At 66.9% G+C, this 12,073-nt stretch carries 12 protein-coding genes; all 12 read left to right on the top strand.

What is annotated here, in order from left to right:
• The first annotated feature begins 28 nt into the window (after window positions 1-28).
• The gene (gene hpt, locus ACNQPB_RS03370; protein ID WP_498749114.1) at window positions 29-580 is read left to right on the top strand and encodes a hypoxanthine phosphoribosyltransferase; all 552 of its coding nucleotides are present in this window, start codon (window positions 29-31) and stop codon (window positions 578-580) included.
• Window positions 581-823: 243 nt separating this feature from the next.
• Window positions 824-2,938, top strand: coding sequence for an ATP-dependent zinc metalloprotease FtsH (gene ftsH, locus ACNQPB_RS03365; RefSeq protein WP_498749112.1), 2,115 nt, complete (start codon window positions 824-826; stop codon window positions 2,936-2,938).
• Between the two features lie 10 nt (window positions 2,939-2,948).
• Window positions 2,949-3,608, top strand: a complete 660-nt coding sequence (folE, locus tag ACNQPB_RS03360; protein WP_426301455.1) for a GTP cyclohydrolase I FolE — start codon at window positions 2,949-2,951, stop codon at window positions 3,606-3,608.
• Window positions 3,609-3,614: 6 nt separating this feature from the next.
• Entirely contained in the window at window positions 3,615-4,520 is a 906-nt protein-coding gene (gene folP / locus ACNQPB_RS03355) for a dihydropteroate synthase (protein WP_498749111.1), read from the top strand.
• A 61-nt stretch (window positions 4,521-4,581) separates the two neighbouring features.
• Window positions 4,582-5,007 (top strand): dihydroneopterin aldolase, encoded by a 426-nt coding sequence (gene folB / locus ACNQPB_RS03350; protein ID WP_498749109.1) that lies wholly within the window; start codon window positions 4,582-4,584, stop codon window positions 5,005-5,007.
• Window positions 5,004-5,582 (top strand): 2-amino-4-hydroxy-6-hydroxymethyldihydropteridine diphosphokinase, encoded by a 579-nt coding sequence (folK, locus tag ACNQPB_RS03345; protein WP_498749107.1) that lies wholly within the window; start codon window positions 5,004-5,006, stop codon window positions 5,580-5,582. The genes folB and folK overlap by 4 nt, the downstream gene beginning before the upstream one ends.
• A complete protein-coding gene (locus ACNQPB_RS03340) occupies window positions 5,579-6,100 on the top strand; it encodes a DUF3180 domain-containing protein (protein WP_498749105.1) in 522 nt (173 codons plus the stop codon). The genes folK and ACNQPB_RS03340 overlap by 4 nt, the downstream gene beginning before the upstream one ends.
• The gene (locus ACNQPB_RS03335) at window positions 6,081-6,593 is read left to right on the top strand and encodes a PH domain-containing protein (protein WP_498749922.1); all 513 of its coding nucleotides are present in this window, start codon (window positions 6,081-6,083) and stop codon (window positions 6,591-6,593) included. Before ACNQPB_RS03340 ends, ACNQPB_RS03335 begins: the two co-directional genes overlap by 20 nt.
• 16 nt (window positions 6,594-6,609) lie before the next feature.
• The gene (locus ACNQPB_RS03330) at window positions 6,610-8,133 is read left to right on the top strand and encodes a PH domain-containing protein (RefSeq protein ID WP_498749103.1); all 1,524 of its coding nucleotides are present in this window, start codon (window positions 6,610-6,612) and stop codon (window positions 8,131-8,133) included.
• The gene (locus tag ACNQPB_RS03325; protein WP_498749101.1) at window positions 8,126-9,058 is read left to right on the top strand and encodes a Rossmann-like and DUF2520 domain-containing protein; all 933 of its coding nucleotides are present in this window, start codon (window positions 8,126-8,128) and stop codon (window positions 9,056-9,058) included. The genes ACNQPB_RS03330 and ACNQPB_RS03325 overlap by 8 nt, the downstream gene beginning before the upstream one ends.
• Before the next feature lie 2 nt (window positions 9,059-9,060).
• Window positions 9,061-9,963, top strand: a complete 903-nt coding sequence (gene panC / locus ACNQPB_RS03320; protein ID WP_498749100.1) for a pantoate--beta-alanine ligase — start codon at window positions 9,061-9,063, stop codon at window positions 9,961-9,963.
• 150 nt (window positions 9,964-10,113) lie between these two features.
• The gene (locus ACNQPB_RS03315) at window positions 10,114-11,553 is read left to right on the top strand and encodes a DHA2 family efflux MFS transporter permease subunit (protein WP_498749098.1); all 1,440 of its coding nucleotides are present in this window, start codon (window positions 10,114-10,116) and stop codon (window positions 11,551-11,553) included.
• The last annotated feature ends 520 nt before the right edge of the window (window positions 11,554-12,073 follow it).

Below are 12,073 nucleotides of genomic sequence, written 5' to 3'. Positions count from 1 at the left end.
CAGACCCGCATCAACACAGGAGCCATTGGTGGATTCAAACGACGTCCAGGCAGACCTCAAACACGTTCTCTACACCAAAGAGCAGATCCAGCAGCGGATCGCCGAACTCGCAGCGCAGATCGACAAGGACTACGCGGGCCGCGAACTCCTGATCGTGGGCGTCCTGAAGGGTGCCGTCATGGTCATGGCGGACCTCGCCCGCGCCCTGCACAGCCACGTCAGCATGGACTGGATGGCCGTCTCGTCCTACGGCTCCGGCACCCAGTCCTCGGGCGTTGTGCGCATCCTCAAGGACCTCGACACCGACCTCATGGGCAAGGACGTCCTGATTGTCGAGGACATCATCGATTCCGGGCTGACCCTCTCCTGGCTCAAGACCAACCTTGAGTCCCGCGGCACCGCCTCGGTCGAAATCTGCACGGCATTCCGCAAGCCGGACGCGGCCAAGGTCGAGCTGGACGTGAAGTATGTCGGCTACGACCTCCCCAACGAATTCGTGGTCGGCTACGGCCTCGACTACGCGGAGAAGTACCGCAATCTGGAGTTCGTTGGCACCCTGGCCCCGCACGTCTACGAATAAGACCACGACGCCGGGCATCCGGCCGGTGCGAAGGCGGCTTCCTGCGGGAGGCCGCCTTTCCCTTTCCCGGAAACTTGGGAATCCGGGCATGCCGGCCGTCTACGCCGAGAGGGAACTTTTGCCGGCAGCTATGCGTGAATTACTCGGAACGGTGTAAACCTAGAACTGTCGCAGCACCGCACGCGCATAGAAAAGCTGCGCCTACAGCACTACCAGGAGGGACGGGGCCTGGCCCCGGTACAGATGAAAGCTAAGAATTTCTTCAAAGGCCCCGGCATCTGGATTGTTGTCGTGGTCGCCTTGCTCCTGGTGGCCTTCGCGACACTGGCACCCGGCGGGTCCACCCGGATCGACACGGACCGGGGCCTGGACCTCCTTTCCCAAAGCGGCAAGGTGGAGCAGGCCAAGATCTTCGACGCGGAGAACCGCGTGGACCTGGTGTTGAAGGACAACCTGGTCATCGACGGACAGGACAAGGGCAAGAACGTCCAGTTCTTCTACGTGAATCCGCGCGGTGCCGACGTCGTCAAGGCCGTGACCAACGCCAAGCCCAGCAAGGGCTTCACCGACCAGCCCGTCGAGAACAACTGGTTCTCCGGACTGTTCTCCCTGCTGGTTCCCGTTCTGCTGCTCGGCGTGCTGTTCTGGTTCCTGCTCTCCCGCATGCAGGGAGGCGGCTCCAAGGTCATGCAGTTCGGCAAGTCCCGGGCCAAGATGATCAGCAAGGACATGCCGCAGGTGACTTTCGCCGATGTGGCCGGTGCTGATGAAGCCGTAGAGGAACTGCAGGAAATCAAGGAATTCCTTGCGGAACCGGCCAAGTTCCAGGCAGTGGGTGCCAAGATTCCCAAGGGCGTGCTGCTGTTCGGTCCTCCCGGTACCGGCAAGACGCTCCTGGCCCGTGCCGTCGCCGGCGAGGCCGGCGTCCCGTTCTTCTCCATCTCCGGTTCGGACTTCGTGGAAATGTTCGTCGGCGTGGGCGCCTCCCGCGTCCGCGACCTCTTCGAGCAGGCCAAGGCCAACAGCCCCGCCATCATCTTCGTTGACGAGATCGACGCCGTCGGCCGTCACCGCGGTGCCGGCATCGGCGGCGGCAACGACGAGCGCGAACAGACCCTGAACCAGATGCTCGTTGAAATGGACGGCTTCGACGCCAAGACCAACGTCATCATGATCGCGGCCACCAACCGCCCGGACATCCTGGACCCGGCTCTCCTCCGTCCGGGCCGCTTCGACCGGCAGATCTCCGTGGACGCCCCGGACCGCCTGGGCCGCGAACACATCCTGCGGGTCCACTCCAAGGGCAAGCCGCTGGCTCCCGGGGTCGACCTGAACGCCGTCGCCAAGAAGACCCCCGGCTACACCGGTGCGGACCTTGCCAACGTGCTGAACGAGGCCGCCCTGCTGACTGCCCGTTCCAACGCGCAGCTCATTGACGACCGCGCCCTGGACGAAGGCATTGACCGCGTCATGGGCGGCCCGCAGAAGCGCAGCCGCGTCCAGAAGGAACACGACCGCAAGCTCACCGCCTACCACGAAGGCGGCCACGCCCTGGTGGCGGCGGCCCTGCACAACGCCCCGCCGGTCACCAAGGTCACCATCCTGCCGCGCGGCCGCGCCGGCGGCTACACCATGGTGGTGCCGGACGAGGACCCGCAGGGTTACACCCGCAACGAGCTGCTGGACCGCATGGCCTGGGCCATGGGGGGCCGTGTTGCCGAGGAAATCGTCTTCCACGACCCCACCACGGGCGCGTCCAACGACATCGAACAGGCCACCAGCACCGCGCGCCGGATGGTCACCGACCTCGGCATGAGCGAGAAGGTCGGCACCATCAAGGTCAGCGGCGGCGATTCCGACCCCCTGACCGGCCGCGGCGGCTCCGGCTCCGCACCGATCATCTCGAACCAGCTGGCCGCACTCGTCGACGACGAAGTCCGCAGGCTCCTCGATGAAGCGCACGACGAGGCCTACCAGATCCTCACCGAAAACCGCGACATCCTGGACCAGATCGCCCTCGAACTGCTGGAACGCGAAACCATCAACCAGTACGACGTCGAACGCCTCACCGCCGGTGTCCGCAAGCCCGTTGTCCGTCCGATCTGGCTCTCGAAGGAGACCCGTCCGGTCCAGCACATCGCTCCCGTGCTGTCCTCCCGCGAACGTGCCCAGCTCGCCGCCGAGGCGGCGGCGCGGGCAGCCGCAGGCGAGGATGGCGAAGGCCAACTGCTGCCCCCGGCATTGGCCCACCCCGCGGCGGAACGGCCGTATGACAGCGGGGTTCCCGGGCACGAGTCCCAGCGTCCCGCGGGTCACACTGAGCCCGAGGCGGGCACCGACGTCGTACATCACGGCTAAGCTTTCTGCTGTGACTCACATCGACGACGACGACTTCAGTGGTGCCTTCGGCGTGGTGTCCGCCGGTGAATCCGGCGGCTCCCACGGCCACGGCAAGCACTCCCACAAGGTGGACCGGCCCCGCATCGAGGCCGCTGTGCGCGAGATCCTCCTCGCCATAGGGGAGGACCCGGACCGCGGCGGGCTCGCGGATACGCCCAAGCGCGTCGCCAAGGCGTACGCCGAGGTCTTTGCCGGGCTCCACCAGGATCCGGTGGACGTCCTGTCCACCACCTTCGACCTTGACCACGAGGAACTCGTCCTGGTCAAGGACATCCCCTTCTACTCCACTTGCGAGCACCACCTGGTGCCGTTCCACGGGGTGGCCCACGTCGGTTACATTCCGTCCCATGACGGCAGGGTGACCGGGCTGAGCAAACTTGCCCGGCTGGTGGACATCTTTGCCCGCCGCCCGCAGGTGCAGGAACGGCTGACCACCCAGATTGTCGAGGCCCTCGTAGAGCACCTCAGCCCCCGCGGCGCGATCGTCGTCATCGAATGCGAACACATGTGCATGTCCATGCGCGGCATCCGGAAACCCGGCGCGAAGACCGTCACCAGTGCGGTGCGCGGCCAGCTTCATGACCCGGCCACCCGCGCCGAAGCCATGAGCCTCATACTCGGAAGGTAATAGACCATGGATTCCCTCGCAGCAGCACCCGGAACCGGACCAGCCACCAACCCCCTGCCGATCCTCCGCAAACCACGTGCGGCGGCCCGCTTCGAGGACCTGCCGGCCGACCGCACCGTGGTTATGGGGATCCTGAACGTCACCCCGGATTCATTCAGCGACGGCGGCAAGCACCCGACGCCGGACACCGCCATCGCGCACGGCCTGCGGATGTTCTATGCCGGGGCGGACATCATCGACGTCGGCGGCGAATCCACGCGTCCGGGCGCCGAGTCCGTCAGCCCGGAGGAGGAACAGCGCCGGGTCCTGCCGGTCATCCAGGCCCTGGTCAAGGCCGGCGCCCTGGTCAGCATAGACACCACGCACACCTCCACCGCCGCAGCGGCCATCGACGCCGGCGCGATGATCATCAATGACGTCTCCGGCCTGACCATCGAACCCGGCATGGCCGAACTCATCGCTGCCAGCAACGTGAAGTACATCCTCACCCACCGCCGCGGCGACGCCGAGACCATGGACAGCCTGGCGGAATACGGCAGCGTGGTGGACGAGGTGGTCGAGGAACTGGAGGGCGTCCGCGGCAAGCTGTACGCCGCCGGAGTCGCACCGGAGCAGATCATCGTGGACCCGGGCCTGGGCTTCTCCAAGAACGAGGCCCAGAACTGGGAGCTCCTCAAGCACATCGGCAAATTGGACTCGCTGGGCCACCCGATCCTCGTCGGAGCTTCCCGCAAGCGCTTCCTGGGCAGCCTGTTGACCGTCGCCGGCAAGGCAGCCGCCCCCGAAGAGCGGGACCACGCCACGGCGGCCATCACCGCGATCAGCGCCGCGCGGGGTATCTGGGGCGTACGGGTGCACGACGTCGGCCCCAGCCTTGATGCGGTCAAGGTCGCGGCGCGCGTCAGGCACTGAGCAGCGCATCCGAACTGAAGGCATCCGAACTGCAGGTATCCGAACTGAATTAGGGGAGCGTTTGGACAAGATCACGCTGACGGGAGTCACCGCCGTCGGACACCACGGTGTGTTCGATTTCGAACGCCGCGAAGGCCAGCCCTTTGTGGTGGACGCGGTGCTGCACACCGATTTTTCCCGGGCGGCAGAAACGGACGATATCGAGCACACCGCGCATTACGGCGAGGTGGCGGGGTACATCGTGTCCGAAATCAGTGGTGAGCCGCTGAACCTGATCGAGGGCCTCGCGGTCCGCATCGCCGAAGGGATCCTGGCCGGGTACCCGGTGTCCGCCGTCGACGTCACCGTCCACAAGCCGAAGGCGCCCATCGAGGTACCGTTCGGCGACGTGACTGTAAGCGTGCACCGCGCCCGGAACACCGAGAGCCGGAACACGGACAGCCGCAACACCGACAGCCAAAGCACCGACAGCGGAGCGCGCACATGAGCGATGCCGCCACCAAAGCCATCCTGGCGCTAGGCAGCAACCTGGGGGAGCGGAACGACACTTTGTCCACAGCGGTCGCGGACCTGGTGGACCGTCCCGAAGTCCGCCTGCTCGGCGTTTCCCCGATTGTCCAGACCAAGGCCGTCGGCGGACCCGAGGGCCAGCCCGATTTCCTGAACATGGTGATCGCCGTCGAGACGACCCTTGGCCCGCGCGAACTGCTTGAACACTGCCACAGCGTCGAGCAGAAGCACCACCGGGTCCGCGAGGTCCGCTGGGGACCCAGGACCCTCGACGTGGACATCATCACCTATGGCGATCTGCGCAGCGACGACGAGGAACTCACCTTGCCGCATCCCCGCGCGGCGGAGCGTGCATTCGTGCTTTACCCGTGGGCGCAGCTGGATCCCGGTGCGCAGCTGGACGGCCAAAGCGTGGCCGAGCTCGCTGTGAAAGCGGAGGACTTCCCGGGCTTGCGCCCCTTCGACGGTTTCGACGGCGACGCCAACGGCACAGCCTTCCGCACGCCGGACGCCCGCGTCGGGAACAGCGTCCCGAGGGCGGAGCCGGCATGAAAGCGATGCGCCCGATCGCCCTGGTGATCATCGCCGTCGTCCTGATGGGAGCGGGGTGGCTGACGGTCGTCGCCACCAACCGCTACGGTCTGGCGACGCCGGTCCTTCCTGCCTCGGCCCTGGTCACCATGGGGGTCATCGCCGCGATCACCCTGGTCATGGGCATCCGCGTGCTGCGCTGGCGCAACGGCAAGAAGAAGTCGCTGCTGAACCCGATCCTGGCCGCACGCACACTGATCCTGGCCCAGGCCTGCGCCTACGTCGGTGCCGTGCTGCTGGGCTGGCACGCGGGAGTCGTGGTGGAGCAGCTGCGGATCTGGAACTTCCGCAGCGAGCAGCCGATCCTCTGGCTGGCCCTCATCATGGGCGGCGGTGGACTGGCCATGGTGGTAGTGGGCCTGGTGGTCGAGCGTTTCTGCCGCATCCCCCCGGAGGACCTGGAAGGCGGCGGCGGAAGCACAGGACCGCGGCGCGGGGACGCCAAGGGCGAAGGTGAGTATGCATACCGCCGCGATTGATCCTCCCGGCATCCAATGGCAGCGGGTCTCCCCGAAATATGTGACGGTGCGCCTGGTCGAATGGGCCGTCGGCAACCTGCTTTTCGTTGCCCTGCTCAGCCTGCCGCTCGTGTTCGTGCTGCTGGGCTGGTGGCTGTGGCCGCCCCTGTGGCTTGCCGCGGCCGTCCCGGCCGCGATGTTCCTGCTCGCGCTGTGGCGCCTGGTGCTGATCCCGCGCCAGGTCCGTGCCATCGGGTATGCCGAACGCAACGACGACCTCCTCATCCGGCGCGGCATCTTCTACCAGCGCACCATGGTGGTGCCCTATGGACGCATGCAGTACGTGGACGTCGCCGTGGGCCCGGTTGAGCGGGCCCTGGGCCTGTGCACGCTGAAGCTGCACACTGCGTCCCCCGGGACCAACGCCCTGCTGCCAGGACTCCCGGCAGCCGAGGGCGCCCGCCTCCGCGAACAGCTCACCGCCCGCGGCGAAGCGCGGCTGGCAGGTCTGTGAGCGGGTGTCCGTGGCCGTGAACCGGGATCAGTCCGCCGTCGACGCCGGCTGGCACCGCGTGCACCCGGCGTCGCCGTTCGTGCGGGGCTGGGTGGCGCTGGTCGCCGTCGTCGTCTTCTTCGGACGCGACATTTTCGAACGTGCGCTGCAGGGCCGCGAACTGGTTGACGAGGACCTCAACGGGCGCATCCTGTGGCTCCTGGCAGGCGGCGCCGCGCTGCTGCTGGTCACTGTCGCGGGGTTCGTCCTCAGCTGGTACTTCACGCGCTATCAGCTCAGCGAAGGCTACGTCCGAGTCAACACGGGATTCCTCTTCAAGCAGCAGCGCCAGGCCCGGCTGGACCGCGTGCAGGCCATCGACATCGTGCAGCCGCTGCTCGCCCGGATTTTCGGCCTCGCCGAACTGAAGTTCGAGGTGGCCGACGCCGGTGAATCGGCCGTGCGGCTGGCGTACCTGCCGATCGGGCAGGCGAAGCAGCTGCGCGCCACCATCCTGGGGCGGGCCGCGGGCGTTGCCGACGGCGGCGAAACCGCACCCGTGCCGGAGGCACCCGAACATGTGGTCCTCAGCGTCCCGCACGGCCGGCTGGTCGGCTCGCTGCTGCTGAGCGAACAGAGTTTCTTCGTGGTGCTCGGGGCGATCGCCTCGGTGGTGGTCTCCGTATTCACCGAGTCCGGTGCCGTGATCCTGTACCTGATCCCGGCGGTCCTTGGCCTCGGCGCGGCGTACTGGAAATCCTTCAACAAGGGCTTCAACTTCACGGCGGCGATCTCCCCGGACGGCATCCGCCTCCGCTATGGACTGCTGGACACCCAGGCCCAGACGGTTCCGCCGGGCCGGATCCAGGCGCTGCGGATCACGCAGCCGCCCCTGTGGCGGATCCTCGGCTGGTACCGCATCCAGGTCAACGTGGCCGGCTACGGCGGCAATCCCGGCAACGAGAACGCCGCCCGCACCACACTGCTGCCCGTGGGCCGGCTGGGCGAAGTCATGCAGACCCTCGCCTTGGTGCTGCCCGATCCCGGCACCCCGGAACCGGAGCGGGTGTTCACCGCGGCCTTGAACGGCCTGGGCTCCGACGCCGGATTCATCACCACCCCGCGCCGCGCCCGGCTGATCGCCCCGCTGGGCTGGCGGCGCAACGCCTTCCTGGCCACGGGAACCGCCCTGTTGCTGCGCTCCGGCCGCTGGTGGCGGCAGCTTGTGCTCGTGCCGCACCAGCGCACGCAGTCCATGGCGCTGAGCCAGGGACCGGTGGCGCGCCGCTTCGGAGTGGCGGACTTGGTGCTGCACACCACCGTGGGTCCCGTAGTGCCGCGGTTGATCCAGGCCGACGTCGGCGAAGCGGTTGCACTGTTCGACCAGCAGGCCGCCCGCGCCAGGGAAGCCCGCAAACGCCAGACCAGCGAACAGTGGCTGGCCGAACTCTCAAGGGCCGGTTCCCTGCCGGTATCCGCACCGCTGCAGCCGCCCGCTCAGCCGCTGCACGCTCCCACGAACACACCCCCGACAACCCAGGAGGAACCCCGCCATGGCTAGGCCCGGACGACTCGGCATCGGAATCATCGGTGCCGGCAAGGTGGGCGCAGTGCTCGGTGCCGCGCTGCGTGGAGCCGAGCACGCCGTCGTCGGGGTTTCCGCCGTCTCGGAAGCCAGCCGGGAGCGCGCCGAAATCCTGTTGCCGGGGGTTCCTGTCCTGGAAATCCAGGAAATCGTGGAACGCTCCCAGCTGGTGCTGCTTGCCGTGCCGGACGACGTGCTAGGCGACCTCGTCGACGGGCTGGCCAAGCTCGGAGCCTGGCAGCCGGGCCAGCTGGTGGCGCACACTTCGGGCCGGTTCGGCGTCGGGATCCTGCAGCCTGTCCGCGCGGCCGGGGCGATCCCGCTGGCACTGCACCCGGCCATGACATTCACCGGCATGAGCCTGGACCTCGCCCGGCTCCAGGACTGCACTTTCGGTGTCACGGCGGATGCGGCGATGCTGCCCATCGGCCAGGCCCTGGTGATGGAGATGGGCGCAGAGCCCGTAGTCATCGCCGAGGCGGACCGCACCATCTACCACGCGGCCCTCGCCCACAGCTCGAACCACATGGCCACCCTCGTGGCGCAGGGATCGCAGCTGCTGCGGGAGATCGGCGTCGAGCAGCCGGAAAACCTGCTCGGCCCGCTGCTGCGGGCGACCCTCGAAAACGCCCTCGCCTCCGGCGAATCGGCGCTGACCGGTCCGGTGGTCCGCGGCGACGCCGGCACCGTTTCCGGCCACGTCCAGGCCCTGCGCGAACACGACGCCGGCGGCAGCGGCGATATTCTGTCCGCATACCTCGCGATGGCGCGTGCAACAGCACTGCGCGCCGCGAAACGCGGACTGCTCAACGGACGGCAGTTCAGCGGGATCGACGCCGCCCTCGACGGCCCGGGCACCCCCGGGGCGGACGACGCCGGCACCACCTCGGAAGGCAACTGACCATGGGAATCAAGCTCGTCACCACCGCGGCGGAACTGCGCGCCGAGGGCGCCCGGCTCCTCAAGGAAAAGGGCGGCAGCTCGCTTGGTTTGGTCCCCACCATGGGTGCCCTGCACTCCGGGCACGCCACGCTTGCGCGCACCGCCGTCGCCGCGAACGACGTCACTGCAGTCTCCATCTTCGTGAACCCCTTGCAGTTCGGCGACGCCGTTGACCTGGACCGCTACCCGCGCACCCTCGAGGCGGACATGGAGCTTCTCGACGCCGAAGGTGTGGATTTGGTATTCGCCCCCTCCGTTGAGGAGGTCTACCCGGACGGCCAGCCGCTGGTGCGCGTGACCTCGGGCCCGCTGGGCGATAAGTGGGAAGGTGCCTCGCGCCCCGGGCACTTCGACGGCGCGCTCACCGTCGTGGCAAAGCTGCTGCATTACGGCCTTCCGGCCGGTCCGGCGGCCGACGGCGGTGCTGCCGCCTACCGGGCCTATTTCGGCCAGAAGGACGCCCAGCAGCTCGCCCTCGTCCGCCGCATGGTGGCCGACCTGAACTTCCCGGTGGAGATCGTCGCCGTCCCCACCGTGCGTGCCGAAGACGGCCTTGCCCTGTCCAGCCGGAACCGCTTCCTCAGCGGGGAAGAACGCGAGGCCGCCTTGGTCCTTTCCCGTGCGCTGCGCCTGCTTGAGCAGCGCGCCAACGCGCACGAACCGCTGGACCTGCCTTCCGCCGTCGAACTCGTCCGCTCCCAGCCGCTCGTGGAACTGGACTATTTCGACGTCGTGGACCCGCGCACGCTGGAGCCGCTCGCCGAAAACTGCCAGGACACCCCCTTCCGCGGGGAAGGCCTGGCAATCATCGCCGCAAGAGTTGGGCCAGTTCGGCTGATCGACAACATTCCGCTGGATTCCTGAGGGCCCGAATTCCTGCGTGCGCCTGAATTCCCGCAGGTGCATATGAATTTTTGCCGTTTCCTGCTGACGGGAATGCGGCAGCGGCCTAAACTGTTGCAGTTTTCACGGTTGATATCCGGCCGACTCCGCACCCGAACCTGAGGGACCCTCATGTCTACCGACATCACGTCCGATGCCCACGGTAATCCCGTGCAGATTACAAGTACCACCGAAAAGATGCCGCGCGAATCCGTCACGGTCATCGTCACGCTGCTCGTCGCCACTTTCGTGGTGATTCTCAACGAAACCATCATGAACGTTGCCCTGCAGCGGCTCATGACCGACCTCGCGATTGACGCACCCACGGTCCAGTGGCTGTCCACCGGCTTCATGCTCACCATGGCTGTGGTCATTCCGACCACCGGCTTCATCCTGCAGCGCCTCACCACGCGGGCCGCTTTCCTGCTCGCCATGGGTCTGTTCAGCGGCGGCACCCTGCTGGCCGCCCTGGCACCGGGGTTCCTGGTGCTGCTGCTCGCCCGGATCGTCCAGGCCAGCGGCACCGCCATCATGCTGCCGCTGCTGATGACCACCATCCTGACCCTGGTTCCGCTGTCCCGCCGCGGCGCGGTGATGGGCAACGTGACCATCGCGATCTCGGTTGCCCCGGCCCTCGGACCGACCGTTTCGGGGATCATCCTTGACCACTTCTCGTGGCGGTTCATGTTCATCTTCGTGCTGCCCGTGGCCCTGGCCGCCTTGGGCATCGGCGCGCGATACCTGAGCAACGTCGGCGAGCAGGGCTCCATCAAGCTCGACTTCCTTTCCGTGCTGCTCACGGTGCCGGCCTTCGGTGGCGTGGTCTACGGCCTGAGCCAGATCGGCGGAAACGCCGGCGCCACGGCCGTGCCCTTGGCTGCACTCGCCATCGGCGCGATCTGCCTTGCGGTGTTCGTGCTGCGCCAGCTGAAGCTGCAGAAGCAAGATGCGCCGCTGCTGGACCTGCGCGCCTTCAACTTCCGCATGTTCACGGTGTCCACCCTGCTCATGGTGGTTGCCATGATGGCACTCTTCGGCGGGGTCATCCTGCTGCCGCTGTACCTGCAGAACGTGCTGCACCTGCCGCCGTTGGAAACGGGTCTCACCCTGCTTCCCGGCGGCCTGGCAATGGGCATGCTGGGACCGGTCATCGGCCGGATCTTCGACAAGGTGGGACCCCTGCCGCTCACGGTCACGGGCTCGGTCCTCATGGTGCTCACCCTGTGGCAGTTCAGTGCCCTCAACCAGTCCAGCCCGGTCTGGTGGGTGGTCGTCCTGCACGTTGCGCTGAGCTTTGGCCTGGCGCTGCTGTTCACCCCGGCCTTCACGACGGGCCTGAACCCGCTGCCGCCGCACCTGTACTCGCACGGCTCCGCGATCATGAGCACCCTGCAGCAGGTTGCCGGTGCCGCCGGAACGGCACTGCTGATTTCCATCTTCGCGGTGGTGTCCGCGGCCTCCGGATTCGTGGCCGGCATGCAGGCCGCCTTCCTCACCGCTACCGTGATTGCCGTGATTGCCGTGGTGCTTTCGGCGATGATGCGCAAGACCGAAGGGGCCGCGGGACACTAAGCGTCGAAGCCGCTCCAGTCAGTGTCCGACGGCGCCGCATCACCACCGGTGGTGCGGCGCCGTTCGCGTCATCTTGGGATGGCACTGGGGATGTGCGGCGGATGTGATCGGCTTCATAGAAGCGCTTTCGGCCGGGCCCGGTCCCTGAAGGAACAGATTTCCCCCGGGTTTCCGCGGATTTGCGGTGTGCGGAGGGGTCGCCGCGGCGATTTGCCGGGGTGCCACCAAGGCGTGTAATGTTTTCTGAGTCGCCGCCGCTGAAGCGGAAAAATTGCGACAGACTCCCTTTCAAACGGAAGCCAATTTACTGGTTCGCTTTGCTGCGTCCGGTGGTGGTTCCGGGAGTGTCCTGACTGTTTTGCCCCGCACGGTTTCCGGATTTCGGAAGTTGCGGCGGAGAGGCCGGTCTGGTAAGTTTGGAAAGTTGCTCCGGAGCGATCCTGAATGTTTGGTTTGGGTGGTGCCGGGTGTGTCTGTTGTTTGAGAACTCAATAGTGTGCCAAGTTTGTTGATACCGATT

Origin of the sequence: Curtobacterium sp. LFS079, from assembly GCF_047977865.1 — a bacterium.
Taxonomy (GTDB): domain Bacteria; phylum Actinomycetota; class Actinomycetes; order Actinomycetales; family Micrococcaceae; genus Arthrobacter.
The sequence above is the reverse complement of the archived record's forward strand: the minus strand, read 5'-3'. Positions and strand labels throughout refer to the sequence as shown.